This window comes from Thermocatellispora tengchongensis (assembly GCF_014202315.1).
GTDB classification, from domain to species: domain Bacteria; phylum Actinomycetota; class Actinomycetes; order Streptosporangiales; family Streptosporangiaceae; genus Thermocatellispora; species Thermocatellispora tengchongensis.
In genome coordinates this window covers 1-25270 of the sequence record NZ_JACHGN010000015.1, presented here as the reverse complement: position 1 = coordinate 25270, position 25270 = coordinate 1, and the positions used below count along the sequence as shown (strand labels likewise).

Below are 25270 nucleotides of genomic sequence, written 5' to 3'. Positions count from 1 at the left end.
CTCCATGGGATCGATCCGTCCGGACGGCCAGTAGGACAGCAGCACCGCGGTTATGCGCCGGTTAGGCGCCTCCGGCCGGGACCGCGAAGGGCGGATTTAACCGCGGCCTAACCCGTTCCCTGGCTTAATGGGGTCGCGCCGGACGGCCGTGAGACAGAAGGAGACCCGTTGCGGTTGCTGATCATCGAGGACGAGCCCGAGCTCGCCGACATCCTCGCCGAGGGGCTGCGGGCCGAGGGCATGGCCGTGGATCTCGCCGGCGACGGTGACCGCGGCCTGGAGATGGCCACCGTGCACGACTACGACGTGATCATCCTGGATCGCGACCTGCCGGGCGTGCACGGCGACGACATCTGCCGCGCCCTGGCCGCCCGGGAGGACATCGCCGCACGCGTCCTGATGCTCACCGCGGCCGGATCGCTGGAGGACCTGGTCGGCGGCCTGGCGCTCGGCGCCGACGACTACCTGTCCAAGCCGTTCTCCTACCCCGAGCTGCTGGCCCGGGTGCACGCCCTGGCCCGGCGCGCCCGGCCCGCCGCGCCGCCGGTGCTGGCCCGCAACGGCGTGGTCGTCGATGTGCGGCGCCGCACCGCGACCCGCGACGGGCGGGAGCTGGCGCTGACCCCCAAGGAGCTGGGGGTCCTGGAGGAGCTGGTACGCGCCGGGGGCGCGCCGGTGTCCACCGTCCACCTGCTGGAGAAGGTGTGGGACGCCCGGCTCGACCCGTTCAGCGGGGTGCTCAAGGTCGTCGTGCACGGCCTGCGCCGCAAGCTCGGCGACCCGCCCCTCATCGAGACGGTGCCCAAGTTCGGGTACCGCATCTGACCCGGCCTGGATCCGAGATGCCCAGGCTCACCGTACGGGGCCGGCTCACCCTGGTGTACGCCGCCGTGTTCGCGGCGGGAGGGCTGCTGCTACTCGGCCTGAACTACGCCATCGTGGCCGACAGCCTGATCACCCGCAGCACGCGGCCCGCGGCCGTGACGGCCGGGCCCGGCCCGGTGGGCGCCGGCTCGACGACGCCGGCCGCGGAGGCCGGAGGGACGAGCGCGACACCCGCCCCCTCGGCCCCCGGCCCCACCGCCGTGGCCCACAGGAACGGGACCATCGCCTACTTCGCCCCGCAGAGCGTGCTCGACGACTACCGCGCCGGCGTGCTGTCGGACCTGCTGCTGCGCTGCTCGGCCGTCCTGGTGGGCGCGATCGGCGTCGCGGCGCTCGCCGGGCGGATGATCGCCGGGCGTACGCTGGCGCGGCTGCACCGCATCACCGAGACCGCCCGCGAGCTGTCCGAGCGCGACCTCAACCGGCGCCTGGCCCTGGAGGGCCCGCAGGACGAGCTGAAGGAGCTGGGCGACACCTTCGACGGCATGCTGGCCCGCCTCCAGGCCGCCTTCGACAGCCAGCGCCGCTTCGCCGCCAACGCCTCCCACGAGCTGCGCACCCCGCTGGCCATCCAGCGGGCCGCGGTGGAGGTGCCGCTCGCGACCGGCCGGGTGCCCGCCCACCTGGTCCCCGCGATGCGGCGGGTCCTGGACGCGTGCCGCCGCAGCGAGCGCCTGATCGACGGGCTGCTGCTGCTCGCCTCAGGGGAGCGCGGGCCGGTGGAGAAACAGCCGGTTGACCTCGCCCGGGTGGCGCGCCGTGCCGCCCGTACGGTCGCCGCGGACGGCCGCGAGGACCTGGAGGTGCGCCTGGAGTTGCGCCCCGCCGTCGTGGAGGGCGACCCGGTGCTGCTGGAGCATCTGGTCCGCAACGTGCTGGACAACGCCGTGCGCTACAACGTGCCCGGCGGCACGGCCGAGGTCACCGCCCGCCCAGCCGCCGGCGGCGCCGAGATCGTGGTGACCAACACCGGGCCCGTGGTGCCTGAGGAGCAGGCGGCCCGCCTGTTCGTGCCCTTCCACCGGGGCAACGGGCAGCGGCTGTCGGGCGACGGCGGGAGCGGGCTGGGCCTGTCGATCGTCCGCGCGATCGCCGGCGCCCACGGCGGCACCGCCGCCGCGGTGCCCCGCCCCGAGGGCGGGCTGACTGTCACGATCTTCCTCCCCGGCCCCGCCGTGAGCCGTCCTCACCGCGGTGATCCCAGCTGGGCGGCCAGGACCCGGGGCGCCTCGACCAGTGAGGGGCCGTACCAGGTCAGGTAGCGCCCGTTGACCAGTGCCGCCTCGATGCCGGGGAAGCTCTCCGGCCCGTCGCCGGCGCTGAAGCGGTAGGGCTCGTCGGGCAGCACCACGAGGTCGGGCCGGGCGGCCAGGATCTGGTCCAGGGGGAGCCTGGGGTAGCGCTCGGGATGGCCGGCGTAGACGTTGTCCACTCCTAACCGGGCCAGCACGTCGCCGGTGAAGGTGTCGCGGCCGACGACCATCCACGGGCGGCGCCACACGGGGATGACCGCGCGGCGCCGGCGTACGGGCGCGGGCAGCCGCCACGCGCGGGCCGCCTCGTCCAGCCAGGCCGGGCGGGGCAGCCGGCACGCGCGGGTGAGCATGCGGTCCAGGGAGGTCAGCGCCTCCTCCACGGTGCGGACGACCGTCGTCCAGACCGGGACGCCCGCGGCGCGGAGCGTCTCCAGGTCGACCTCGCGGTTCTCCTCGAAGTTGGCCAGCACCACATCGGGCCGCAGCGATCCGATCGCGTCGAGGTCGGGGTTCTTGGTGCCGCGCACCCTCGTCACGGCGAGATCGGCCGGATGGGCGCACCAGTCGGTGGCGCCGGCGAGGATCTCGCGCCGGGTCGCCGCGACGGCCTCGGTCAGGGACGGGACGAGGGAGACCACGCGGCGCACCCGCGCGGGGACGGCGACGAGCCGGCCGAGGTCGTCGCGTTCCACCGGAGCGTCCGTCATGCCGGGCCGTCCTCGTCAGACGTTGCGGCGGTACTGGCCGCCGATCTCGAACAGGGCGTTGGTGATCTGGCCGAGCGAGCAGACGCGGGCGGCGTCCATCAGCGCCGCGAACGCGTTCTCCTGCGACATGGCCGCCCGGCGGAGGCGGGCCAGGGCCGCCGGGGCCTCCTCGGCGTGGGCCCGGTGGAAGGCGCGCAGCCGCTCCAGTTGCGAGCGCTTCTCCTCCTCGGTGCCGCGGGCCAGCTCCAGCGGGCCGTGGCCGGCCTCCCCGCTGGGGTTGCGGAAGGTGTTGACCCCGATGATCGGCAGGCTGCCGTCGTGCTTGCGCTGCTCGTACAGCATCGACTCGTCCTGGATCTTGCCGCGCTGGTAGCCGGTCTCCATCGCGCCCAGCACGCCGCCCCGGTCGGAGATGCGCTCGAACTCGGCCAGCACCGCCTCCTCCACCAGGTCGGTCAGCTCCTCGATGATGAACGACCCCTGCAGCGGGTTCTCGTTCCTGGCCAGGCCCCACTCGCGGTTGATGATGAGCTGGATCGCCATGGCCCGCCGCACCGACTCGGCCGAGGGCGTGGTGACGGCCTCGTCGTAGGCGTTGGTGTGCAGGCTGTTGCAGTTGTCGTAGATCGCGATCAGCGCCTGGAGCGTGGTGCGGATGTCGTTGAAGTCCATCTCCTGCGCGTGCAGCGACCGGCCCGAGGTCTGGATGTGGTACTTCAGCTTCTGGCTGCGCTCGTTGGCGCCGTAGCGCTCGCGCATCGCGACGGCCCAGATGCGGCGGGCGACCCGGCCGAGCACGCTGTACTCGGGGTCCATGCCGTTGGAGAAGAAGAACGACAGGTTCGGCGCGAAGTCGTCCACCTTCATGCCGCGGGCCAGGTACGCCTCCACGTAGGTGAAGCCGTTGGCGAGGGTGAAGGCGAGCTGGCTGATCGGGTTCGCGCCCGCCTCGGCGATGTGGTAGCCCGAGATCGACACCGAGTAGAAGTTGCGCACCCCGTTGGCGATGAACCACTCCTGGATGTCGGCCATCATCCGCAGCGAGAACTCGGTGGAGAAGATGCAGGTGTTCTGGCCCTGGTCCTCCTTGAGGATGTCGGCCTGGACGGTCCCCCGTACGGTGGCCAGGGTGCGTGCGCGCAGCTCGGCGGCCTCCTCGGGGGAGGGGTCGCGGCCGTGCTCGTCGTAGAAGCGGTCCAGCGCCTGGTCGATGGCGGTGTTGAGGAAGAAGGCCAGGATGGTGGGGGCGGGGCCGTTGATGGTCATGGACACCGAGGTGTTCGGCGCCGAGAGGTCGAAACCGTCGTAGAGGGCCTTCATGTCCTCCAGGGTGGCGATCGACACGCCCGAGGTGCCGACCTTGCCGTAGATGTCGGGACGCTCGTCCGGGTCGTGGCCGTACAGCGTCACCGAGTCGAACGCCGTGGACAGGCGGGTCGCCGGGCTGCCCTGCGACAGCAGCTTGAAGCGCCGGTTGGTGCGGAACGGGTCGCCCTCTCCGGCGAACATCCGGGTGGGCTCCTCATCGTCCCGCTTGAACGGGAAGACCCCGGCCGTGAACGGGAAGTGGCCCGGCAGGTTCTCGTTGCGCAGGAACCGCAGCAGGTCGCCGTGGTCGGTGTAGCGGGGCAGGGCGATGCGGGGGATCCGGTTGCCCGACAGCGTCTGCCGCCACAGCGGCGTGCGCAGCTCCCGGTCGCGGACCTTGACCACCAGCTCGTCGGCCTCGTACGCCTCTCTGGTGGCGGCCCAGCCCTCCAGCAGCGCCCGGGTGGTGGCGTCTACGGCGGCCTCGGCCTGGACGAGGAGCCGGTCCACGTCGGTGGTGTCCAGGCCCTGCGCCGTCATCATCTCGCGGACGGCGGCGAGGTGCCGGCGGCGGCGCACCGCCTCGGCCTGGGTGTCGGTGTGCGCGTGGTAGTCGCGGACCACCTCGGCGATCTCGGCCAGGTAGCGGGTCCGGGACGGCGGCACGATGCCCGCCGAGGCCCGCGAGACGGTCCCCGCCACCTCCGGCAGCAGCCGGGGCCCGGCGGGCAGCCCGTGCTCGCCGAGCAGGTCGCGCAGGTGCTGGTAGAGGGCGGTCACGCCCTCGTCGTTGAACCGCGAGGCGATCGTGCCGAACACCGGCATCTCCTCCGGCGGGACCCCGAACGCCTCGCGGTTGCGCACGAGCTGGCGGCGCACGTCGCGCAGCGCGTCCTCCGCGCCGCGGCGTTCGAACTTGTTGATCGCCACCACGTCGGCGAAGTCGAGCATGTCGATCTTCTCCAACTGCGAGGCCGCGCCGAACTCCGGGGTCATCACATACAGCGACACGTCGGCGTACGGGACGATCGCGGCATCGCCCTGACCGATGCCCGGTGTCTCCACGATCACCAGGTCGTACCCGGCCGCGCGGCAGGCGGCGAGCACGTCGTCCAGGTGCGCGGGCAGCTCCTGGGCGCCCCTGGTGGCCAGGGAGCGGAAGTAGATGCCGCCACCCGAGAGGCTGTTCATCCTGATCCGGTCGCCCAGCAGCGCTCCTCCGCCCCGGCGCCGGGTCGGGTCCACCGCCACCACGGCGACGCGCAGCTTGTCCTCGTAGTCGATCCTGATCCGGCGCAGCAGCTCGTCGGTGAGGGAGGACTTGCCCGATCCGCCCGTCCCGGTGATGCCCAGCACCGGGACCCGGCGGGCCGCCGCCGTGCCGCGCAGCTTCTCCAGCCACGCCGCGTCCGCGGCGCCGGACTCCACGAACGTGATCGCCCGCGCCAGCGCCCGCTGGTCGCCGGCGGCCACCGCCTCGACGGACGGCGGCTCTCCTTCGGCCAGGGGCACGTCACACGCTTCGACGATCGTGTTGATCATTCCGGCCAGGCCCAGCCGCTGGCCGTCCTCGGGGGAGAAGATGCCGGCGACGCCGTGGGCGTGCAGGCGTTCGATCTCCTCGGGGATGATGACCCCGCCGCCTCCGCCGTACACCTTGATGTGCCCGGCGCCGCGCTCGCGCAGCAGGTCCACCAGGTAGGTGAAGAACTCGACGTGCCCGCCCTGGTAGGAGCTGATCGCCACCCCCTGCACGTCCTCCTGGACGGCCGCGGTGACGATCTCCTCCACCGAGCGGTTGTGCCCCAGGTGGATGACCTCGGCGCCCTGTGACTGCAGGATGCGCCGCATGATGTTGATCGCCGCGTCATGGCCGTCGAACAGCGCCGCCGCCGTGACCACGCGGACGGGGTGGAGGGGAACGTGCATGGGGGTTCCTCCTGAGAGGGCGGATGATGCACCGGGGGGAGTACTCGGACGTCCCAGTAAATAGTAGGACGTCCAAGTATCTTGGTCACGCCGGGGGCGGGCAAGAGCGCGACCGGCGACCCGCGTCAGTCCTGCCCGGCGCCGGCGACGCCGATCGGCGCCCCGGCGTCCCTCGCGAGCGCGCGGCTGATGACCAGCCGCTGGATCTGGTTGGTGCCCTCGAAGATCTGCATGACCTTCGCCTCGCGCATGTGGCGCTCGACCGGGAAGTCGCGGGTGTAGCCGTAGCCGCCGAGGACCTGCACGGCGTCGGTGGTGACCTTCATCGCGTTGTCGGTGGCGACCATCTTGGCGATGGACGCCTCACGGCCGAACGGCCGGCCCAGGTCCTTCAGGCGTGCGGCGTGCAGCGTCATCGCGCGGGCGCTCTGGACGGCCGCCTCCATGTCGGCGAGCAGGAACGCCAGGCCCTGGTGCTCGATGATCGGTCTTCCGAACGTGGTGCGCTGCCTGGCGTAGTCCACGGCCACGTCGAGCGCCCCCTGGGCCAGGCCCGTGGCGGCGGCGGCGATTCCGAGCCGGCCGGAGTCGAGGGCGGCCAGTGCGATCCTCAGGCCGCCGCCCTCCTCGCCGATTCTGCGGTCCGCCGGAATCCGCACGTTGTCCAGGCGCATCGTGGCGGTCGGCGATCCGGTGAGCCCCATCTTGCGCTCGGGCGGGTCGGCGCTCAGGCCCTCGGCGCCGGCCGGGACGAGGAAGCAGGAGATGCCCGTGCGCTCGTCGGAGGTGCGCGCCATCACCTGGTAGAAGTCGGCGCGTCCGCCGTGCGTGGTCCACGCCTTCGCGCCGTTGAGGACGTACTCGTCGCCCTCGCGGACGGCGCGCGTCGTCATGGCGGCCGGATCGGACCCCGCGTGCGGCTCGCTGAGGCAGTAGGCGCCGAGGAGGCCGCCGCCGAGCATGTCCGGCAGCCAGGCCCGCCGCTGCTCCTCGGTGCCGAAGCCGACCAGCCCGAAGCAGGACAGGACGTGCACGCTCGTGCCCACGGCGACGCTGGACCAGACCCGGGCGATCTCCTCCAGCACCTGAAGGTACACCTCGTAGGGCTGGCCCCCGCCGCCGTACTCCTCGGGGTAGGGCAGGCCGAGGACGCCCATCGCGCCGAGAGTGGTGAACACGTCGCGCGGGAAGTCCTCGTCCTCCTCGGCCTTGGCGACGCGGGGGGCCAGCTCCCTGGCGGCGAGGTCCCGGACGACCTCGATCAGGTCGGCGCTCTCGCGGGTGGGCATGACGCGTGATGCGGGCATCGAAGATCCTCTGAGTACTAGGCAGAGTACTTTGGTATGGAATCTAGTACTCGCGCGGCCGTCCGCCTAGAGTCGGTGCCATGCCGTCGCCTGACAGGTCGCGCGCCCGCCGCGAGGAGATGCTGGTTCAGCTCCGTGAGTTGTTCCTGGCCGAGGGGTTCGCGTCGTTCGGGATCGGCGACCTGGCCGAACGCCTGCGGTGCTCCAGGACCACGCTGTATTCCGTGGCGCCCAGCAAGGAGCAGATCGTGGTGGCGGCCGTACGCTCGTTCTTCAAGTCCGCGGCCGAGCGCATCGAGGCCCGGGTCGCGGCCGCCGACGATCCGGCGCGGCAACTCGCGATCTACCTGGAGGCCGTGGCGGCGGAGCTCCAGGCGGCTTCGGCCGCGTTCTTCGCGGACGTGGCCGGCTTCGCCCCGGCCGGCGAGGTGTACCGCGAGAACACCCAGTACGCGGCGCGGCGGGTCCAGGAACTGGTGGCCAAGGGAGTCCGGGCCGGGGTGCTGCGCCCGGTGCACGCCTCCTTCGTGGGCGCCGCGGTGGCCGAGGTGATGGGCTCCATCCAGCGCGGCGCGATCCAGGCGGCCACCGGGCTGGACGCCGCGCAGGCGTACCGGCACCTCGCCGACCTGGTCCTGACCAGCCTGGCCGGGGGACCGGCGGATCAGGACCAGATCACGCCTCCCCGGCGCCAGGGGCGCGGCTCAGCCGAGCCGCTGTAGCCAGTGCAGCCACGCGCCGTGCGGGTCGGCCATCGCGAAGGGCGTGCCGTTCAGGGCGGGGAGGAAGGTCAGGCGGCCGGCCGGGAGGGGCTCGGTCAGTTTCGCCAGGACCGACGGGAGCCGGGGAGAGCCCTCGTTGGAGATCCACTGCACCGGGAGGCCGCGTACCAGGGCGACGAAGCGGTCGCGGGCGGGCTCGTCGAGATAGGGCATGAGCGCGCTGTGGAACACCACGACCGTGGCGCCGGCCGGGGCCGAGCGGACCAGCTCGGGCAGGACGGCCTCGGCGTCCCCGCGTACGATCCGTGGCGGGTCCTCGCGGGCCGGCCGTACGGCGCTGCGTAGGCGCGCCAGCCGCTCGTCCTGGCCGGGCCAGATCAGCGACTCCAGCCAGCGCACCGCCTCGTCGTCGCGCACGTCCACGGGGTCGAGGTCGATCCCGGCGCGCCAGACCACCTCCGGCAGCCGATCCGGCACCGGAACCCGCCCGTTCGTCCGGCAGTCCAGCACGACCGGACTGTCGGCCGGCCCGACCGCGGGACGGTCGTCGTACCGGTAGCGGTAGCGATCCGGGTACAGGCACAACCCCGCCGACGCGCCCACCTCGATCAGCGCCAGCGGCCCGGGAAGGGCGGCGAGCATCGGCATCAGGCTCGCGCACCGCCCGGCCTCGTTGGTCTGCGTCCTGCGGGCCAGCACGGTCGCGCGTACGGTGTCCCAGTTGCGCACCGTCCAGGACCGGAACCGCGCCTCGTCGTCGTACGGCCCGCCGAGGAACCGCACCGCGGCCAGCAGCAGGTTCGGCTGCCGTTTCGCCGGAGGCAGGGTGTCGATCAGCCCGAGCAGCGTGTCGTCCCCGGCCACACCGAGCGCCACGGCCTCGTACACCGCGCTGTGCCCCCGCACCTCCGACTCCGCGAACCGCCGATACCACTCCGCCGTCTCCACGCGCCGCGCCTCTCCTTCACCGGACCACCGCCGCCCATCGAACCACGCCCGGGTGGGGGCAGGTGCACCCCGATCGTGTGCCCAGGCGCATTCCGGGCCGGCCGGGCGCTCATCACGGTCCTGGAGCAGGAGGCGTCGGGGACGCGAGTGGCGAGGGGGCGAGTGATGACAGTGCCGAGCACGGTGCCGGCGGTCCCGGGTGAGGCGGCCGGCGGAGCGGGGCGGGTGCCGGCGCCCGACCTGGCGCGGGGGTTCATGCTTGCTGGCCATCGCGTTCGCGCACGCGCCGCTGTTCCGCTCACGGGCTACTTCGGCGGCATCGGCACGGCCGCGATCGTCGGGCTGGTCGCCATCCCGGTCACCCGGCGCCCGAACGCCCTGGCCACGGCGACCTGGCTGGTGTCCGTCCTGATCGCCGAGGTGATGCGGCGGCGCGGGCACCGCGGCCCGGCGGAGGTCCTGCTGCGCCGGCTCGCCTACCGCGCCTGACGTGTTCGACACGGCCGGATACTCATGGTGCCGCTCGCGTGTGTCGCACCGCGTCCGGTGGCAGGATGTTGTCGTCGGCGCGAGTGACGATCGCGAGTGACGATGCCGTCGCTCTCTCGTGGCTGCCGGTACCGGCTGCCGGTTCGCCACTCGACCCCGGACGAGGTATGGAGGGCTGATGTCGGACCCGACCACGGGCACGCGACGTACGGCCGGCTTGGTTCTGCCGGCCATGCTGACCGCGCTGGCCCTGGCCGGATGCGGTGGCGTCGGCGAAGGCGCCCAGAGCGCCCAAAATGCGCAGAGCGCCCGGCCTGCCGCGCCCTCGCCCTCGCCCTCGCCCTCCCAAGCCTCGCAGAGCCCGTCTCCCACGCCCACCCCGTCCCCGGCGGTGACGGCGGCCGACGGGAGCGACCCCGAGGCGTGCACCGACGGGAACTGCGAGATCGCGGTGTCGGAGCCGGTGACGATCCGCTTCGAGATCCCCGACGGTCCCGCGAAGCTGACCCTGACCAAGGTCGGCGAGAACGAGGTCGGCTACAAGGTGACCTCGGCGAACAGCAGGGCCAGCGGCGAGGCGAGCGGCGACGGCAGCGGCTGCGTCGTCGTCTTCTACAGCGGCGGCAGCAGCAGTTCGTGCGGCAGGGCGGGGAAGCCGCCGCGCGAGCGGAAGGGCGCGGTCGTGCTGCAGGTGGTGGCGGGAGCGGAGGGCACGGCGATCCTCCGGCTCGTCTCCGCCTGACCCGGCGGGCACACCCCTGCGCCGGTGTGTGTGGCTCCCTCTACGGCCTGCGAACCGTCAGCAGGGCCAGGTGGACACGCTCACGTCGTAGTCGCCGGCGGCGTCCGGAGGGAACCAGACCGAGAGGTTGACCGGGTCGCCCGCGACCTCTTTGATCACGCATTCCTCGCCGTTCGGGGAGTCCTCGGCCGGGACGATCTTCCAGCCGTGCCGGAGGGCGGCGGATCGGTAGAAGGTCTCCACTTCCTGCAGTGAGTCATGGCGCCGGTCCGGGCGGTAGGAGAGGCCGATGGACGCGAAATAGTCGTCGGTGTCGCAACTGGCCGTGCGCTCCCCGCGCGGGACGGCCCCGGGCGGGGCCACCGCCAGGATGTCGAAACCCGCCAGGGCCCGGTTGATGCGGTCGTACTCCTCGCCGCACCTGCCCGTCTGGGCCCAAAGGGGAGCGAGCACCGCGATGCCGGACAGCGTGAGGAACGCGAGCCCCAGCGCGGACAGCGGCAGGTACATCCGCTTCATGATCCAGACCATAGCCGGTCCGGGGGCTCCGTTCCCCGCTTCCCGGCTCCGCGGGGAGAACGGGCGGCCGCTCGCCGATGCCGGAAACGGGTCGTGAGCCCATATGCGCGGAGGTGGACGGGAATCGAACCCGCCAGGCCGAGATCCTCGGCCTCGTCGGTTTTGAAGACCGCGGCGCCCACCAGGACGCGTACACCTCCTCGAACCGCCAGCCATACTAGCCGCGGCCTCGGCCGCGATTCACCTGGGTACGGCGTGGGCGAGCGGCGCGTCGCCGATGCGCGCCCTGCGCTCATCCGGCCCACGTTCGTCCCCGCCTGCGAACCGCGCCTTCCCTGGCGTCGGCTCCAAGACGGGGCCATCCCCCTGTTGTGGCCGGGCGGTTGAGGAGGATATTGTCAACAATATCGGCGCAAATCAGGGCGGCTTCTTCTGGGCGTCCTTTTGTTGACAATCTTGGCGACAGTGCGCTGCCGTCCGGGACTTGAGGAGGAACAGCATGCCGAGCGAGGACCCGCTGCTGGTCGTCACCGCGCATCCGGGGGACTTCGTCTGGCGGGCCGGCGGGGCCATCGCGCTGGCGACCCAGCGGGGGCGGCGAGCCGTGATCGCCTGTCTCAGCTTCGGGGAGCGCGGTGAGTCCGCCAGCCTGTGGCGGAAGGGGCTCAGCCTGGACGAGGTCAAGGCGATCCGGCGGGAAGAGGGGGAGAAGGCGGCGAACGCGCTCGGGGCGGAGGTGGTGTTCTTCGACGCCGGCGACTACCCGCTGACCGAGACGCCGGAGCTGATGCGGGCGCTGATCGACCTGTACCGCCGCCTGCAGCCGTCGGTCGTGCTGACGCACGCGGCGCAGGACCCGTACAACATCGACCACCCTGCGGCGCGGGAGATCGCCCTGAAGGCGCGGATTCTCGCGCAGGCGCCCGGTGTGCCGGGGGAGGGGGAGGTGATCGGCGCTCCTCCGGTCTTCTGCTTCGAGCCGCACCAGCCCGAGATGTGCGGCTTCCACCCCGACGTGCTGCTCGACATCACGCCGGTGTGGGAGCGGAAGCTGGCGGCGATGCACAGCCTGGGCGCGCAGGGTCACCTGGTGGAGTACTACACCGACCTCGGACGCCGCCGCGGGGTGCAGGCCAAGCGCAACAGCGGGCCGAACCTGGGCCTGCCCGTGGACGCGTACGCCGAGGCCTACCAGCGGATCTACCCGCAGGTCACGACCGAGCTCGACTAGGAGGATCGCAATGGCCGGGCACTATGTCGTGCGCAATGTGACGCGTCCCGACCCCGACGTCGTACGGGGGCTGCGTGACGCCGGTGTCGCCACCGCCCACGAGGCGGCCGGGCGGACCGGGCTGGTGGACCCCGCGGTGCGCCCACGGCAGGACGGCGCGGTGATCGCCGGGCCCGCGGTGACGGTGTCGTGCCACCCCGGCGACAACCTGATGATCCACGCGGCGGTGGAGATGTGCCGCGAGGGCGACGTCCTCGTCGTGACCGTCACCTCCCCGTCCACGGACGGCATGTTCGGCGAGCTGCTCGCGACCTCGCTGGCCGCCCGCGGTGTGATCGGCCTGGTGACGGACGCCGGGGTGCGCGACATCGCCACCCTCCGCGCGATGGGGTTCCCGGTCTGGGCGCGCGCCGTCTCGGCGCAGGGCACCGTGAAGGCGAGCCCCGGCTCCGTCAACGTCCCGGTGGTGTGCGGCGGGCAGCTCGTGCGCCCCGGCGACGTCGTGATCGCCGACGACGACGGCGTGATGTGCGTCCCCCGCCGCTCGGCCGCCGGCGTGCTGGAGCGGTCGCGGGCCAGGCTCGCGGCCGAGGAGGACAAGCGCGAGGCCCTGCGCTCCGGCGTCCTCGGCGTGGACATGTACGGCCTGCGCGACCTGCTGGCCGAGCTGGGCGTCCAGTACGTGGACGACCTGCCGGAGGACGCGGGATGAGACCCCATGTCGCCTTCCTCGGGCTCGGCGAGGCGGGCTACGCCATCGCCTCGGACCTCAGCGCGTACGCGCACGTCACGGGCTTCGACCCGGCCTGGACCGGGCGCCCGGCCGGCTTCACCGCCATGGGCGGCCCCGCCGAGGCCGTGGCCGGCGCGGACCTGGTGATCGGTCTGACGGCCGCCGCCGACGCGCCCGCCGCGCTCGCGTCGGTGCTCGGGCACACCGCGCCCGACGCCGTCTACCTCGACCTCGCGACCGCGAGTCCCGAGCTGAAGCGCGAACTGGCGGCCACCGCCGCCGCGCACGGGCTGTCGTTCGCCGAGGGAGTGCTGATGGCGCCCGTGCTCCGGCTCGGGATGCGCACCCCGATCCTGATGTCGGGCCCCGGGGTGGTCCGGGCGGCCCGTCTGCTCACCGCCTGCGGCATGGACGTCACCCCGCTCGGCGGCAGGGTCGGCGAGGCGGCGGCGCGCAAGCTGCTGCGCAGCATCGTGGTGAAGGGCCTGACCGCCCTGATGGTCGAGTCGCTGCGGGTGGCGGAGGCGCAGGGGCTGGGGCGGTGGTGCCACGACCACCTGGTCGAGACCCTGACCGAGCTCGACGGCGACGTGATCCGCAGGCTGCTCGACGGCACCGTACGCCACAGCGTCCGCCGGGTGGCCGAGATGGAGGCCGCCGCCGAGATGGCCGAGTCGTCCGGCGAGATGCCGTTGATGACCCGGGCCACGGCGGAGGTCCTGCGGTCGGTGCCCGGCCGGGGCATCCCCCGCCCCGGCACGGCACCATGAGTGGCGTGGACACCTTCGACGAAGACGACGAAGAGGCCGGGGTCGCCTGCATGCTGATGCGCGGCGGCACCTCGAAGGGGGCCTACTTCCTCGCCGGCGACCTGCCCGCCGACCCCGCCCGCCGCGACGACCTGCTGCTGCGGCTGATGGGCTCGCCGGACACCGCGCAGCTCGACGGGATCGGCGGCGGTCACCCGCTGACGAGCAAGGTGGCCGTCGTCTCCCGCTCGCCCGAGCCGCGCGCGGACGTCGACTACCTGTTCTTGCAGGTGCACGTGGCCGAGGCCCTGGTGTCGGCGGGTCAGACGTGCGGCAACATCCTGGCCGGCGTCGCCCCGTTCGCCATCGAGCGCGGGCTGGTCCCGGCCGAGGGCGACGAGACGCGGGTGCGCATCCGGATCCTGAACGGCGACGGGGTGGCCACCGCGTACGTGGACACCCGCGGCGGCCGGGTGAGGTACGCGGGCGGCACGTACATCTCGGGCGTGCCGTTCCCGGCGGCGCCCGTCACCCTGTGCTTCGAGGGGACGGAGGGGGCCACCTGCGGCAGCCTCCTGCCCACCGGCTCGGTGCGCGACGAGATCGCCGGCGTGGCGGCGACCTGCGTGGACAACGGCATGCCCGTGGTCGTGGTCGCGGCCGGGGCGCTGGGCGCGACCGGCTACGAGTCCCCCACGGAGCTGGAGGCCGACGCCGCGCTGACGGCCAGGGTCGAGGAGATACGCCTGCGGGCGGGCGCGCTGATGGGGCTGGGCGACGTGCGTACGACCACCGTGCCGAAAGTGGCCCTGGTCGCCGCCCCCAGGGACGGGGGCACGATCTCGGCCCGGACCTTCATCCCGCACCGGGTCCACACCTCCATCGGCGTGCTGGGCGCCGTGTCGGTCGCCACCGCCGTGCTCCTGGACGGCTCGGTGGCCGCGGAGGCGGCCGGGCGTACGGCGCCGGGCGGGCCGCTGCGGATCGAGCACCCCACCGGCTACTTCGACGCCTTGATCGAGGTCTCGGGCACCGGCGCCGGCCTGCGCGTGCGCCGCTCCGGCGTGGTCCGCACCGCGCGCAAGCTCTTCGACGGGGTGGTCTGGCCGCGCCGGCCCTGATCTCCCCGTTCGAGCCTCGCAGGAGGGCACCCGGTGGCCGCCGCATTGGACGGGGATGACGATTTCGTCACCTAGAATGTTGACAAATCATACGGCATCGTGCGGCGCCGGACACAGGAGGACGATCATGGAAGGGCCCGACACTCAGGATCTGGTCGCGAAGATCCGCCGCGCGGTGCTCGACGGGCGCTTCGCCCCCGGCCAGCGCCTCATCGAGGCCGAGCTGTGCGAGCTGTACCAGGCCAGCAGGTCGGCCGTGCGCCAGGCGCTGCGCGAGCTCGTCGCCGACGGCCTCGTCGAGGTGCAGCGCAACAAGGGAGCCCGGGTCCGCGCGGTCTCCACCGACGAGGCGGTCGAGATCACCGAAGTGCGGATGGCGCTGGAGGGCCTGCTGGCGGCGAAGGCCGCCGAGCGCGTGACCCCCGAGCAGGCCGAGCGCCTGCTGGAGATCCGGCGCGCGATGCGGGAGAAGGTCGAGGCGGGCGACCCCCTGGCCTACTCCGAGCTCAACGCGGCCCTCCACTCCCTCATCCAGGAGATCGCCGGCCAGGGCACCGCCCGCACCATTCTGGTCCGGCTCCAGGGCCAGCTCGTACGCCACCAGTTCCGCCTGTCCCTCCAGCCGGGCCGCTCCGGCGTCTCGCTGGTCCAGCACGAGAAGATCGTCGATGCGATCGTCGCCCGCGACCCGGAGGCGGCCGAGGCCGCGATGCGCGAGCACCTGCGCGACGTGATCGTCCAGATCTCGCGGACCAGGACCCCCGAGGTCGAGGTCGCGACCCTGGCGAGAGCCTGACTCCGCTTCCCGCGGTTGCGGATGCGGATGGCCGGGCCAGGCGACCTGGGCTGAGCCGGCGGCGTAAGATCGCGGCGTGTCCGATGAGGTGCTGTACATCCTGCTGGCGGCCGGGGCGATCCTCGTCCTGGCCGCCGTCGTCATGGTCAGGGCGCGCGCCGGCGCGGCCCCGCTGGAGCGGCCGCCCGTCGGGGCCGACCTGACCGAGCGCGTACGCTGGCTGTGCGAGCGGGGGCGTCAGATCCACGCGATCAAGCTGGTCCGCGAGGAGATCCCCGGGATCGGCCTCAAGGAGGCCAAGGACGCCGTGGACGCCATCGCGGCGGGCCGCCCCTCGCCGTTGCCGCCGCGCATAGGCCGCCCCGTGCTCCGGCCGGCCGCGACGGGCGACCTCGCCGAGCGGGTGCGGGCCCTGAAGGCGGCCGGGCGGACCGAGCAGGCCGTGTTCCTGGTACGCGGCGAGACCGGCATGAACGAGGGCGAGGCGTCGGCGTTCGTCGCGGCCGTGGAGGCCGACGCCCCCTGATCGACGCCCCCTGATGGGCGGCGGGTGCCCGCGGGCCGCGGGGCCGGTGTCACCGGCCCGGCCCCGCGCGGACGGCCGTCAGGGCGTGGAGGAGATCACCGAACCCTGGTAGGTGTCCTGGATGTACTTCTTCACCTCCGGGCCCGCGAGCAGCTCGGCGAGCTTCTTCAGCCGCGCGTCGCCCTCCTGGCCCTTGCGCACGACCAGGCCGTTGGCGTACGGGTTGCCCTCGGCCTTCTCCAGCACCAGCGCGTCGCCGGCGGGCTTCAGGCCGGCCTCCAGCGCGTAGTTGCCGTTGATGACCGCGGCGTCCACGTCCTCCAGGGAGCGGGGGAGCTGGGCCGCCTCCAGGGGCTCGAACGTCAGGTTCTTGGGGTTCTGCGCGACGTCGCGCTCGGTGGCGTCGGTGCCGACCCCCTCCTTCAGCGTGATCAGGCCGTTGTCCTGGAGCAGCTTCAGCGCCCGGCCGAGGTTGGTGGCGTCGTTGGGCACCGCGACCTTCGCCCCGTCGGCCAGCGCGCTCACCGCCGTCACCTTCTTGGAGTACAGCCCGAGCGGCTCCAGGTGCACGGCCTGTACGAACGTCAGCTCCTCGCCGCCCTTGGACTTCAGGAAGTCCGTCAGGTACGGCTGGTGCTGGAAGTAGTTGGCGTCGAGCTGGCCCTCCTGGAGCTGGACGTTGGGCTGCACGTAGTCGGAGAACTCGACGATGTCCAGCTTCAGGCCGGCCTTGGCGGCCAGGTTGTCGGCGACGTACTTGAGGATCTGCGCGTGCGGCACCGGGCTCACGCCGACCTTCAGCGGCGCGGCCTGCGAAGCCGTCGCGTCCCCCGACGGGCCGGCGCTCGTGGTGGCGTCGGAGCCGCACGCGGCCAGCGAGAGCGCCAGCACCGCGGCAGCGGCCAGCCCGAACAATCTACGCACCCCGATATCTCCTATCTGTGAGAGAGCCTGCGGGCGAGGAGGTCGCCGAGGCTCTGGACAAGCTGGACGATGACGATGAGCAGCACCACGGTGATGACCATGACCGTGGTGTCGAAGCGCTGGTAGCCGTACCGGATGGCCAGGTCGCCGAGGCCGCCGCCGCCGATGGCGCCCGCCATCGCCGAGTAGCCGATCAGGGCGACGACGGTCACGGTCAGCCCCGCGACCAGCGCCGGCAGCGTCTCGGGCAGCAGGACCTTCAGCACCACGGTGACGCGCCGCGCGCCCATCGCCTGCGCGGCCTCCACGACCTCGCGGCTCACGCCGCGCACCGCGGACTCCACCAGCCGCGCGTAGAACGGCACCGCCCCGAGCGTCAGCGGGACGATGGCGGCCACGGTGCCGATCGTGGTTCCGGTGATCAGGCGGGTGAACGGCAGGATGGCCACCATCAGCACGATGAACGGCAGCGAGCGCCCGATGTTGACCACCGCGCCCAGCACGGCGTTGAGTGCGGGCAGCGGGGTGAGGCCGCCGCGGCCGGTGGTGACCAGGAGCACGCCGATCGGCAGCCCGAACACCGCCGTCAGCAGCGTGGACCACAGCACCATCTGCGCGGTCTCGGCCGTGGCCTCCCACAGCACGGGCACCAGTTCCTCCGGGCTCACGGCGTCTCCTCCTCCACCAGCAGGCCGCGTCCGCGCAGGTACGCCAGCGCGGCGGCGGTGTCCTCGCCTTCCATCCGGATGCGCAGCCGCCCCACCGAGACGCCGCGCAGTTCCTCCAGCGAGCCGCCGAGGATGTTGACGTCCACGCCGAACTTGCGCACCAGGCCCGACAGCACCGGCTCCTCGGCCTGCCCGGCCGGGAACGTCACCGTGAGGCTGCCGGGCGGCGCGGGCTCGGGCAGCGGGAACAGCTCCCGGGTGAGCTGGGAGCCGGGCCGGGCGATGAGATCGTGGACGCGGCCCGACTCCAGGACCCTGCCCTCGCGCATGATGGCGGCGGAGTCGCAGATGCTCTTGATCACGTGCATCTCGTGCGTGATGAGCAGGATCGTCAGCCCGAGCTCGGCGTTGAGGCGCCGCAGCAGGGCCAGGATGGACTGCGTGGTACCCGGGTCCAGCGCGCTGGTCGCCTCGTCCGACAGCAGCACCTTCGGGCGCGCGGCGAGCGCGCGGGCGATGCCGACCCGCTGCTTCTGGCCGCCCGAGAGCTGGGCGGGATAGGACTTGGCCTTGCCGTCCAGGCCGACGAGTTCCAGCAGTTCGGCCACACGCGCCCGGCGTTCCGCGCGCGGCACCTTGGCCACCTCCAGCGGGAAGGCCACGTTCGCGGCGACCGTGCGGGAGGACAGCAGCGCGAAGTGCTGGTGGATCATCCCGATCCGCCTGCGGGCCCGCCGCAGCTCGGCGTCGCCGAGGACGGTCAGATCCTGCCCGTCCACGGTGACCGTGCCGCTGGTTGGCCGTTCCAGCAGGTTGACGCAGCGCAGCAGCGTGCTCTTGCCGGCGCCGCTCTGCCCGAGCACGCCGAAGATCTCGCCCTCGCGTACGTCGAGGTCGACACCGTCGAGCGCCACCACGCCGGTGTCGTACACCTTGCGCAAGGCAGAAACATGGATCACAGGTAGGTTATACCTGAAACCCTGACCGTGCGCGCAGGCGGGGCCCGATGTGGGCCCGGCCGGGATCAGACCGGGAAATGCCGGTTCACCAGGCGTTCCCGACCTCGTTGGTCAACGCGACGCCCCCTTCACCGATTCCTCCGGCGCGTTGTGATATCGCCCACTATGGGAAATAGCGATCGCGGTCCCGGGCGGGCGCCGTCAGTCAAGAAGGCCGGACAGCTCGTCCATCAACTCGGCCGAGAGCGCACCACGGAGAAAGGTGTTCTCCATGCCGCATTCCGTGCCCCAGACCGTTACGGCGGCAGGAGGGCCCTGGGCGTAGCGGAAGACGAGACGTATGGCGGACCCTCGTCCGGGCCGGCAGGCACCGTCGAACCTCTCCGCCCGCAGCGAATCGATCTCGGCGGCGACCTTCTTCGCGGTGTCCGCGCCGTGGCTCTTGCGCTGCGGCGCCTTGACGCTCAGCCCGCACACGGTGAGCCCGATCGAACCCTCCGGCACGAGCTGCCGATCCTGCCCGATTCTCCCGGGCCCCGGCTCGCACTCATCCGGCGGGGTGAGTGACGGCCAGCGGCCCTCCTGGTAGGCCGAGCCGACCGTGTCCCCGATATAGGACCACGTCCGCAATGTACCGTTCGTGGTTGGCACGCACTGGTTGGCGTCATCCGCCGTCCCGATCCATGACACCCTGGCATCGCCATAGCGCAGGCGGATGAGGTAACTCGTCGGCGCGGAAGCTCTCAGGGTGCACGCACGCCAGGGCGGCGCGGCCACGGGAAGATGGTTGAGATCCGTCACCATCTCGGCGAGCCCCTCGGCGAGCCGCCGCCTAGCCGCCCACGCGCCGACACTTACCACTGACGCATTCACGTCCGATGACATCGGATACCCCAGGCAATCGGCGCACGGTTTCGACCAGCTCCGTGGCGTCGGTGCCCGGCGGCAGTGAGACCCTCCACGACTCCGGCATGTCGTCCACTTTCATCGCGGAGACCAGCACGCTGTCCTCGCCGTACTGCTCGCGGAAGTTCTCGTACGCCGCCCGCTTGTCCTCGAAGGTGGCCTCCACCACGTCCGGGTGGCGCCGCAGCAGAGCCTCGATCTCCCGCTTCTGCCTCGCGGTCGCCGGCTTGCCCTCGCAGGACTCGAAGGGGTCGTCCTTCTGGCAGAGGAAGACGGAGATGTCGATGTGGTCGGCGCCGGCCGGCCCGGTGGCCGCCGGAGTGGAAGGCGTTTGGGGGGCGCTCGCGGTCACCGAGACGGACGTCGCCCCCGGCGGCCCGGCCGAGCACCCGGTCACGCCCGGCACAACGGCGAGGAGAAGGGCCGCGGCCACCTGCCCGCTCCGTAACAGCGCGATCATCCCTCGCCTTCCCCCGCGGCATCGATTCGATCATGCACGGTACCGCACGGCGCATGGTGGCGCACCGGGCGCCGGCCAGCAAATCGCTCGACGGCGGCGGGCGGCGGGCGTGATGATGCTGGCGATGTACCGAGCGTAGGAACACGTCGATTCAGGCGAGGGTCCCCCGAGACCGTCGCCCCGTTCAGGCTGCTCCCCCTTGCGGCGGCAGACGCCGCCCGCCATCAGCGAACGATCGACGTGCGGGGCGCGTCCGGCGCGCCCCGGAAGGACATCCCATGCACATCCACGAATACACCCGGTACGACGCCGTCGGCCTGCGGAACCTGATCAAGTCGGGCGAGGTCACCGCCGCCGAGGTCGAGACCGCCGCCCGCGAGGCGCTGGCCGCCGCCGACGAGCGGGTGAACGGGCTGGCGCTGCCCCTCTTCACGCCGGCCCTCGGCCACGCCGAGGACGGCCCCTTCGCCGGCGTGCCGTTCCTGATCAAGGACATCGGCCCGATGGCCGCCGGCGTGCCGTTCTTCATGGGCAGCCGCGCCCTCGGCCCCGGTGTGCCGGCAGCTCACGACAGCGACCTCATGCGCCGCTTCCGGGCCGCCGGGCTGGTCACCCTCGGTCTGACCACCATGCCGGAGCTGGGGCTCTGCTTCGCCACCGAGCCGGTACGGTTCGGGCCCGCGCGCAACCCCTGGGACCTCGACCGCGGCGCCGGCGGGTCGAGTGGCGGCGCCGCGGCCCTGGTGGCGGCCGGCGCCGTACCGCTCGCCCATGCCAGCGACGGAGCCGGCTCGATCCGCATCCCGGCCGCCTGCTGCGGGCTGGTCGGGCTCAAACCCAGCAGGGGACGCCTGCCCTGCGGGCCCGACCTGGGCGAATCGGCCCTGGGCATGGCCGACGCCTTCGCCCTGACCCGCACCGTCCGCGACACCGCCCACCTGCTGGACGCCGTCCAGGGGCCGGGCGTGGGCGAGAAGTACACCGCGCCGCCGCCCGCCCGTCCCTACGCCGAGGAACCGACCCGCGAACCCCGGCGGCTGCGTGTCGCGATCACGACCAAGCCCTGGTCGGACGCGCCCGTCAACCCCGAGGTGGCCGCCGCCGCCGAGCACGCGGCCCGCCTGCTCCAGCAGCAGGGACACCACGTCGAGGAGGCGAGCCCCGTCGTGGACTGGGACGCCGTCATCCACGCCCTGGTGGTGACGCAGACCGCCTTCCTCGGCGCGATCTTCCAACGGGCGCCCCGGCCACCCGACCCGGCGCTGCTGGAGGGCGTCTCCCGGCGGGTGCTGGAACAGGCCGCGAGGCTGAGCGCCCTGGACCTGCTGGCCGCCTTCGACGCCCAGAACCGGGTCACCCGATCCGTCGCCGCCTTCTTCACCCGCTACGACCTGCTGGTCTCCCCGACCATGGCGCAGCTTCCCGCGCCGCACGGCACCATCCGCTACGACGATCCGAGCCACACCCTGGAGACGTTCGTCCGATCGATGTTCGACTACGCGCCCTTCACGCCGCCGTTCAACGTCACCGGGCAGCCGGCCATCAGCCTCCCGCTCGGCCGCAGCACCGGCGGGCTGCCCATCGGGGTGCAGCTCGTGGCCGCCTACGGCCGGGAGGACCTGCTGCTCGGCATCGCCGGCCGGCTGGAGCAGGCCGCCCCATGGAGGCGTCACGCCGACACCCTCTTCCGGTGACGCCCCACGCGCCGCCGGCCCGGAGGGGCCGGCGGCGACGGCATCGGGGGCCGCGCGTACGGCCGTGATGGATCGCGCGGCGTCGAGGGGCCGGCCTACAGGCCCAGGCCGGGCTCCGCAAGGTGCTGAGCGCCTAGCGCCGCCGGCGTCCCGGCCGGTCGCCTCCCGCTGCGCGGAACCCGGCCCGGCGGCGGCGCGTTGCCGGTACGAAGCCATCCGGCGGCGCGCCCGCCGGATGCGGGCCCTCCAGCACTGGAGGTGGCGCATGCAGATCATCGAGGTCACCGAACTCGCGGGCGTGCGCTCGGCGGTCATGACCTTCCGGCACCCGGCCGCGCGGCTGCGGTTCGTCCTGTACCCGATGATCCACGTCGGCGAGCCGGAGTTCTACGCGCAGGTGCAGGAGGAACTTCGAGGCTGCGACATCGTGCTCGCCGAGGGCGTCAACGGGCTGTCGCTCTCCATGCGCGCCCGGATCGCGTCCTATCGCCTCGTCACGAAGAACGATCGCTTCGCGCTGGTGCCGCAGCACATCGACTACGCCGGTCTGGACGCCGCCGTCATCAGGGCCGACATGACCGGGCGCGAGTTCACGGCTCTGTGGCGGAAGATCCCGCTGGTCTCACGCATCCTCTCTCTCGTCCTGTTCCTGTTCTACTCGACGGGAATGCGGCTGTTCGGCAGCAGGCGCCTCATCGCACGTGCTCTGACGACCGACGACGACCCGAGCCGGCCGCCGCAAGACCCGGACGCGGTGTACGACCTGATCGTGACCCGGCGCGACGAGGTTCTGCTCCGCGCCGCCACGGAGCTGCACCGGGAACGCGGGGCCGACGACCTCGTGGTCGCCGTCGTGTGGGGCGCCGGCCACATGCCGGGGTTGATCAAGGGGCTGTGGGCTCTGGGCTACCGCGTCCAGGACGCCCACTGGCTCACCGTGTTCAGCCTGCACCACGACCACGAAGCCCCACCGCGTCCCCCGGGCCGAGGCACAGCGTGACCGAGGTCACGGGTGCGCTGGGGACGACGGTGCGAGCCAGTGGTGGGTGAGGTCGCGGACGGCCTGCCGCCAGCGCTCCGGTTCGGCGCCGGCGGCGATGGCGTCGCCGGCGCTGTGCAGGACGGTGAACAGGAGGGAGGCGGTGGTCTCGGGGTCGATGGCGCGGAACGCGCCCTCGGCCATGCCCCGCTGCAGCACCTTGGCGATGGCTGCGGTGATGTCGCGATCGGCCTCGACGGGCGCGAGGGCGGCGCTGGAGTGGAAGACCGCGTGGTGGAGCCCGCCGGGCTGAGCGATGATGTCGATGGCCATGCCGCATTCGGCGTCGAGCGTGGCCCACCAGTCGATCGGCTCGGTGGTCTCGGCGAGTTTCTGGAACCGGTCCACGTAATTCTGCAGGAACCGGTCTCGGATGGCGACCAGCATCTCTTCCCACGAGGAGAAGTAGACGTAGAAGGTTCCTTTGGCGGCGCCCGCTTCGGCGGTGACGGCCTGGACCCAGTTGGTCACCGGTTGCCCGGACTCCAGGAGCCGGATGGCCGCTTCGATCAGTTCGCCGCGCCTGGCCTCGGGGGAGAGTCGGCGGCGAGTCCGGGAAGCGACCACGGCACCAGGTTAGCCGACCGCCTCACCCCTTCACCCCGGCGTGGGCGATGAGGAGCTCGCCGACCCCGCGGAGGTTGATGTGCTCACGGTACGGCGGCGGGTCGGCGATGAGCCTGGGGTCCTGGACGCGTCGCGCGAACGCGGCGAGTGCCAGCCGGCCTTCGAGCCTGGCCAGCGGCGCGCCGAGGCAGAAGTGCGGGCCGAAGCCGAAGCCCAGATGCCGCACCTGGGCGCGACTCGGGTCGAACCGGTCAGGGTCCGGGTTCGCCTCCGGGTCCCGGTGGGCCGCGGCCAGCAGGAGGATGACCAGGCTGCGGGCCGGCACGCGCACCTCGCCGATCGTCATGTCCTGATCGGCGATCCGGGCGGTGAGGTGGACCGGCGGGTCGTAGCGCAGGATCTCCTCCACGACCGCGGGGGCCAGGCCGGGGTCGGCGCGCAGGGCGGCCAGCCACTCGGGGTGACGCAGCAGGGCGAGCACGCCGTTGGCGATCAGATTGACGGTGGTCTCGTGCCCGGCCACCAGCAGCAGCACGATGGTGGCCACGAGCTCGTCGTGACCGAGCTGGTCACCGTCGTCCTCGGCGGCGATCAGCTCGGAGATCAGGTCCTCGCGGCGAGGGGTCGCGCGCCGGTCGGCGACGAGGTCGTTGACGTACCGATGCATCTCCACCATGCCGGGGACCCACGCCGGCGTCTCCCCGGCCCCGGCGGCGGCGGTCAAGAACCCGTCCACCAGCCGGGTGAGCTGAGAGGACCACTCGCGGAACAGGTGCTCGTCGGCCGGCGGAACGCCGAGCATCCGGCAGATCACCGTCACCGGCAGGGGGTGGGCGAAGCCGGACAGCACATCGAAGGTGTCCCGGCCGGCCGCGCGATCGAGGAAGTGGTCCACGAGTCGGCCGATGGACGACTCCATCCGGGCGACCGCACGGGCGGTGAAGGCGCGGCTGACCAGGCGCCGCAGCCGCGTGTGGTCCGGAGGGTCCTGGGACAGGAACCACGGCTGCCGGACCGAGGGCGGCGCGTCCGGAGGATACGGGTCCTCGGGCTCGGAACCGCCGTGCCGCCAGCGCTCGGCGCTGAGCCGCGGGTCGCGCAGCAGCGTCTCGCAGTCGCGGTATCCGGTCACGACCACGGCCGGCATCTGCTCGATCCACACCGGGCCGAGACCGCGGAGCTGAGCGTAGATCGGGTACGGATCGGCCCTTGAGGCCGGATCGAGCAGCCTGCCGATCAAATGGAGGCCGGCCGTCTCGGAGTCCGTCGCCGCAGGCATCGTCGCTCTCCCTCGCATGACAACTATTGACCTGAGGTCAGTATTAGTGACCTCAGGTCAATATGTCAACGCGCGTCGTTCAGGCCGGGTTCTCGGTGATCTCCAGGTCGATCGTGCGGCCGTCCGGGTCGGTGAGCAGGTGCCGTCCGGGCGGCAGGTCGCGAGGGGCCGCGTGGTGGGGCAGCCGGAAGCCCAGGCGGAGGCTTCCGGTGGCGGGCCGGTGCTCGGTGGCCGGGTACAGTTCGACGACCATCGTGCCGAGCTCGGCGGCGTGGTGCTCGGGGCCGTTGCCGTGCTGCTCCGCCTGGAGAGGGAGCCCGAGGCCGCTGTAGAAGGCGGCGCACTCCCGCAGGTGGTCGGTGTAGATGACGATGAGCGTGGTCTGCATGGCTCCTGTTCCGCTGGTCCGGGGGCGGTGGGACGGTTCTCGCGGTCGTGCGCGCCGGTCGTCACCGCGCACTCGTGCCTCTTGCCCCTGTGTCCTCGTTCCCCCGTGCCCGGGGCGGACGGCGCCGGTTCGTGACGCTGGTCGCCGAATGCGAGCCGCAAGCCCCTGCCAGGTCGCGACCCGGCGGGCCCCGATCCGGCGGGGCCTCGGTCAGGCGGTCTCAGGCGCCGACGTAGGCCGCGAGGTGCTGCCCGGTAAGGGTGGAACGCGCGGCGACCAGATCGGCCGGGGTGCCCTCGAACACGATCCGGCCACCGTCATGACCCGCACCCGGACCCAGATCGATGATCCAGTCCGCGTGCGCCATCACCGCCTGGTGATGCTCGATCACGATCACCGACCTGCCGGAATCGACCAG

At 72.5% G+C, this 25270-nt stretch carries 26 protein-coding genes, 1 tRNA gene and 1 pseudogene; 13 read left to right on the top strand and 15 right to left on the bottom strand.

Annotated elements, in window-relative coordinates:
- Nucleotides 1-168: 168 nt before the first annotated feature.
- Both HNP84_RS31120 and HNP84_RS31115 read left to right on the top strand, forming a co-directional pair.
- Nucleotides 169-825, top strand: coding sequence for a response regulator transcription factor (locus HNP84_RS31120; protein ID WP_185053519.1), 657 nt, complete (start codon nt 169-171; stop codon nt 823-825).
- Nucleotides 826-842: 17 nt separating this feature from the next.
- Nucleotides 843-2147 (top strand): sensor histidine kinase, encoded by a 1305-nt coding sequence (locus HNP84_RS31115; protein ID WP_185053518.1) that lies wholly within the window; start codon nt 843-845, stop codon nt 2145-2147.
- On the opposite strand, the gene HNP84_RS31110 is transcribed toward HNP84_RS31115, so the two are convergent.
- The 3 genes from HNP84_RS31110 to HNP84_RS31100 form a co-directional block, all read right to left on the bottom strand.
- A complete protein-coding gene (locus HNP84_RS31110) occupies nt 2072-2848 on the bottom strand; it encodes a helical backbone metal receptor (RefSeq protein WP_185053517.1) in 777 nt (258 codons plus the stop codon). The two genes, HNP84_RS31115 and HNP84_RS31110, sit on opposite strands and share 76 nt — an antisense overlap.
- Nucleotides 2849-2863: 15 nt before the next feature.
- Nucleotides 2864-6085, bottom strand: coding sequence for a fused isobutyryl-CoA mutase/GTPase IcmF (icmF, locus tag HNP84_RS31105; protein ID WP_185053516.1), 3222 nt, complete (start codon nt 6083-6085; stop codon nt 2864-2866).
- A gap of 125 nt (nt 6086-6210) precedes the next feature.
- Nucleotides 6211-7392 carry an acyl-CoA dehydrogenase family protein gene (locus HNP84_RS31100; protein WP_185053515.1) on the bottom strand — a complete coding sequence of 394 codons (1182 nt, stop codon included), beginning with the start codon at nt 7390-7392 and terminating at the stop codon, nt 6211-6213.
- A gap of 80 nt (nt 7393-7472) precedes the next feature.
- On the opposite strand from HNP84_RS31100, the gene HNP84_RS31095 reads away from it, so the two are divergent.
- Nucleotides 7473-8114 carry a TetR/AcrR family transcriptional regulator gene (locus tag HNP84_RS31095; RefSeq protein ID WP_185053514.1) on the top strand — a complete coding sequence of 214 codons (642 nt, stop codon included), beginning with the start codon at nt 7473-7475 and terminating at the stop codon, nt 8112-8114.
- Here HNP84_RS31095 and HNP84_RS31090 read toward each other — a convergent pair.
- The gene (locus tag HNP84_RS31090) at nt 8097-9062 is read right to left on the bottom strand and encodes a DUF2332 domain-containing protein (RefSeq protein ID WP_185053513.1); all 966 of its coding nucleotides are present in this window, start codon (nt 9060-9062) and stop codon (nt 8097-8099) included. The two genes, HNP84_RS31095 and HNP84_RS31090, sit on opposite strands and share 18 nt — an antisense overlap.
- A 165-nt stretch (nt 9063-9227) precedes the next feature.
- Here HNP84_RS31090 and HNP84_RS56825 point away from each other — a divergent pair, with 165 nt between their 5' ends.
- Nucleotides 9228-9551, top strand: a complete 324-nt coding sequence (locus tag HNP84_RS56825) for a DUF418 domain-containing protein (protein WP_185053512.1) — start codon at nt 9228-9230, stop codon at nt 9549-9551.
- A 178-nt stretch (nt 9552-9729) separates the two neighbouring features.
- On the top strand, nt 9730-10293 hold the full coding sequence (locus HNP84_RS53700) for a hypothetical protein (RefSeq protein WP_185053511.1): 564 nt from the start codon (nt 9730-9732) through the stop codon (nt 10291-10293).
- 57 nt (nt 10294-10350) lie between these two features.
- Here HNP84_RS53700 and HNP84_RS31075 read toward each other — a convergent pair whose 3' ends face one another.
- Entirely contained in the window at nt 10351-10812 is a 462-nt protein-coding gene (locus tag HNP84_RS31075; protein ID WP_185053510.1) for a hypothetical protein, read from the bottom strand.
- Between the two features lie 107 nt (nt 10813-10919).
- Nucleotides 10920-11012, bottom strand: a tRNA-Sec gene (locus tag HNP84_RS31070).
- Between the two features lie 299 nt (nt 11013-11311).
- On the opposite strand from HNP84_RS31070, the gene HNP84_RS31065 reads away from it, so the two are divergent.
- From HNP84_RS31065 to HNP84_RS31040, 6 genes are all read left to right on the top strand, one after another.
- Nucleotides 11312-12043, top strand: coding sequence for a PIG-L deacetylase family protein (locus tag HNP84_RS31065; protein ID WP_185053509.1), 732 nt, complete (start codon nt 11312-11314; stop codon nt 12041-12043).
- Between the two features lie 10 nt (nt 12044-12053).
- A complete protein-coding gene (locus HNP84_RS31060) occupies nt 12054-12755 on the top strand; it encodes a 4-carboxy-4-hydroxy-2-oxoadipate aldolase/oxaloacetate decarboxylase (protein ID WP_185053508.1) in 702 nt (233 codons plus the stop codon).
- Nucleotides 12752-13546, top strand: coding sequence for a DUF1932 domain-containing protein (locus HNP84_RS31055; protein ID WP_185053507.1), 795 nt, complete (start codon nt 12752-12754; stop codon nt 13544-13546). Before HNP84_RS31060 ends, HNP84_RS31055 begins: the two co-directional genes overlap by 4 nt.
- Before the next feature lie 5 nt (nt 13547-13551).
- Nucleotides 13552-14646, top strand: coding sequence for a 4-oxalomesaconate tautomerase (locus tag HNP84_RS31050; protein WP_312926114.1), 1095 nt, complete (start codon nt 13552-13554; stop codon nt 14644-14646).
- A 127-nt stretch (nt 14647-14773) separates the two neighbouring features.
- Complete coding sequence (locus HNP84_RS31045; RefSeq protein ID WP_185053506.1) at nt 14774-15442, top strand: GntR family transcriptional regulator; 669 nt, start codon at nt 14774-14776, stop codon at nt 15440-15442.
- Nucleotides 15443-15518: 76 nt separating this feature from the next.
- Nucleotides 15519-15968: a 50S ribosomal protein L7/L12 gene (locus HNP84_RS31040; RefSeq protein ID WP_185053505.1), complete on the top strand. Its 450-nt coding sequence runs from the start codon at nt 15519-15521 to the stop codon at nt 15966-15968.
- A gap of 78 nt (nt 15969-16046) precedes the next feature.
- Here the strand turns inward: HNP84_RS31040 and HNP84_RS31035 are convergent, their stop codons facing one another.
- The 5 genes from HNP84_RS31035 to HNP84_RS31015 form a co-directional block, all read right to left on the bottom strand.
- On the bottom strand, nt 16047-16892 hold the full coding sequence (locus HNP84_RS31035) for a MetQ/NlpA family ABC transporter substrate-binding protein (RefSeq protein ID WP_185053504.1): 846 nt from the start codon (nt 16890-16892) through the stop codon (nt 16047-16049).
- An 11-nt stretch (nt 16893-16903) separates the two neighbouring features.
- The gene (locus HNP84_RS31030) at nt 16904-17503 is read right to left on the bottom strand and encodes a methionine ABC transporter permease (RefSeq protein WP_185053736.1); all 600 of its coding nucleotides are present in this window, start codon (nt 17501-17503) and stop codon (nt 16904-16906) included.
- Between the two features lie 53 nt (nt 17504-17556).
- Nucleotides 17557-18519 carry a methionine ABC transporter ATP-binding protein gene (locus tag HNP84_RS31025; RefSeq protein ID WP_185053503.1) on the bottom strand — a complete coding sequence of 321 codons (963 nt, stop codon included), beginning with the start codon at nt 18517-18519 and terminating at the stop codon, nt 17557-17559.
- 201 nt (nt 18520-18720) lie between these two features.
- Nucleotides 18721-19323, bottom strand: a complete 603-nt coding sequence (locus tag HNP84_RS31020) for a hypothetical protein (protein WP_185053502.1) — start codon at nt 19321-19323, stop codon at nt 18721-18723.
- Between the two features lie 28 nt (nt 19324-19351).
- Entirely contained in the window at nt 19352-19885 is a 534-nt protein-coding gene (locus HNP84_RS31015) for a permease-like cell division protein FtsX (protein WP_185053501.1), read from the bottom strand.
- A gap of 278 nt (nt 19886-20163) precedes the next feature.
- On the opposite strand from HNP84_RS31015, the gene HNP84_RS31010 reads away from it, so the two are divergent.
- Together HNP84_RS31010 and HNP84_RS31005 are read left to right on the top strand one after the other, a co-directional pair.
- Complete coding sequence (locus HNP84_RS31010) at nt 20164-21579, top strand: amidase (protein ID WP_185053500.1); 1416 nt, start codon at nt 20164-20166, stop codon at nt 21577-21579.
- A gap of 265 nt (nt 21580-21844) precedes the next feature.
- Nucleotides 21845-22579: a hypothetical protein gene (locus HNP84_RS31005; RefSeq protein WP_185053499.1), complete on the top strand. Its 735-nt coding sequence runs from the start codon at nt 21845-21847 to the stop codon at nt 22577-22579.
- Between the two features lie 6 nt (nt 22580-22585).
- Here the strand turns inward: HNP84_RS31005 and HNP84_RS31000 are convergent, their stop codons facing one another.
- From HNP84_RS31000 to HNP84_RS30985, 4 genes and pseudogenes are all read right to left on the bottom strand, one after another.
- The gene (locus tag HNP84_RS31000; protein WP_185053498.1) at nt 22586-23185 is read right to left on the bottom strand and encodes a TetR/AcrR family transcriptional regulator; all 600 of its coding nucleotides are present in this window, start codon (nt 23183-23185) and stop codon (nt 22586-22588) included.
- A 22-nt stretch (nt 23186-23207) separates the two neighbouring features.
- Nucleotides 23208-24464: a cytochrome P450 gene (locus HNP84_RS30995; RefSeq protein ID WP_185053497.1), complete on the bottom strand. Its 1257-nt coding sequence runs from the start codon at nt 24462-24464 to the stop codon at nt 23208-23210.
- Nucleotides 24465-24543: 79 nt separating this feature from the next.
- Nucleotides 24544-24852 (bottom strand): VOC family protein, encoded by a 309-nt coding sequence (locus HNP84_RS30990; protein WP_185053496.1) that lies wholly within the window; start codon nt 24850-24852, stop codon nt 24544-24546.
- Between the two features lie 220 nt (nt 24853-25072).
- A pseudogene (locus HNP84_RS30985) lies at nt 25073-25270 on the bottom strand (ATP-binding cassette domain-containing protein); the annotation flags it as partial.

Excerpts from the sequence above, each read along its gene's own strand:
- HNP84_RS53700 (WP_185053511.1), top strand. The coding sequence starts at position 9,730 with ATGTCGGACCCGACCACGGGCACGCGACGTACGGCCGGCTTGGTTCTG.
- HNP84_RS31110 (WP_185053517.1), bottom strand. The coding sequence starts at position 2,848 with ATGACGGACGCTCCGGTGGAACGCGACGACCTCGGCCGGCTCGTCGCC.
- HNP84_RS31075 (WP_185053510.1), bottom strand. The coding sequence starts at position 10,812 with ATGAAGCGGATGTACCTGCCGCTGTCCGCGCTGGGGCTCGCGTTCCTC.
- HNP84_RS30990 (WP_185053496.1), bottom strand. The coding sequence starts at position 24,852 with ATGCAGACCACGCTCATCGTCATCTACACCGACCACCTGCGGGAGTGC.
- HNP84_RS31055 (WP_185053507.1), top strand. The coding sequence starts at position 12,752 with ATGAGACCCCATGTCGCCTTCCTCGGGCTCGGCGAGGCGGGCTACGCC.
- HNP84_RS56825 (WP_185053512.1), top strand. The coding sequence starts at position 9,228 with ATGACAGTGCCGAGCACGGTGCCGGCGGTCCCGGGTGAGGCGGCCGGC.
- HNP84_RS31010 (WP_185053500.1), top strand. The coding sequence starts at position 20,164 with ATGCACATCCACGAATACACCCGGTACGACGCCGTCGGCCTGCGGAAC.
- HNP84_RS31045 (WP_185053506.1), top strand. The coding sequence starts at position 14,774 with ATGGAAGGGCCCGACACTCAGGATCTGGTCGCGAAGATCCGCCGCGCG.
- HNP84_RS31020 (WP_185053502.1), bottom strand. The coding sequence starts at position 19,323 with ATGGTGACGGATCTCAACCATCTTCCCGTGGCCGCGCCGCCCTGGCGT.
- HNP84_RS31100 (WP_185053515.1), bottom strand. The coding sequence starts at position 7,392 with ATGCCCGCATCACGCGTCATGCCCACCCGCGAGAGCGCCGACCTGATC.
- HNP84_RS31030 (WP_185053736.1), bottom strand. The coding sequence starts at position 17,503 with ATGGTGCTGTGGTCCACGCTGCTGACGGCGGTGTTCGGGCTGCCGATC.
- HNP84_RS31095 (WP_185053514.1), top strand. The coding sequence starts at position 7,473 with ATGCCGTCGCCTGACAGGTCGCGCGCCCGCCGCGAGGAGATGCTGGTT.
- HNP84_RS30995 (WP_185053497.1), bottom strand. The coding sequence starts at position 24,464 with ATGCCTGCGGCGACGGACTCCGAGACGGCCGGCCTCCATTTGATCGGC.
- HNP84_RS31115 (WP_185053518.1), top strand. The coding sequence starts at position 843 with ATGCCCAGGCTCACCGTACGGGGCCGGCTCACCCTGGTGTACGCCGCC.
- HNP84_RS31015 (WP_185053501.1), bottom strand. The coding sequence starts at position 19,885 with ATGATCGCGCTGTTACGGAGCGGGCAGGTGGCCGCGGCCCTTCTCCTC.
- HNP84_RS31065 (WP_185053509.1), top strand. The coding sequence starts at position 11,312 with ATGCCGAGCGAGGACCCGCTGCTGGTCGTCACCGCGCATCCGGGGGAC.
- icmF (WP_185053516.1), bottom strand. The coding sequence starts at position 6,085 with ATGCACGTTCCCCTCCACCCCGTCCGCGTGGTCACGGCGGCGGCGCTG.
- HNP84_RS31005 (WP_185053499.1), top strand. The coding sequence starts at position 21,845 with ATGCAGATCATCGAGGTCACCGAACTCGCGGGCGTGCGCTCGGCGGTC.
- HNP84_RS31060 (WP_185053508.1), top strand. The coding sequence starts at position 12,054 with ATGGCCGGGCACTATGTCGTGCGCAATGTGACGCGTCCCGACCCCGAC.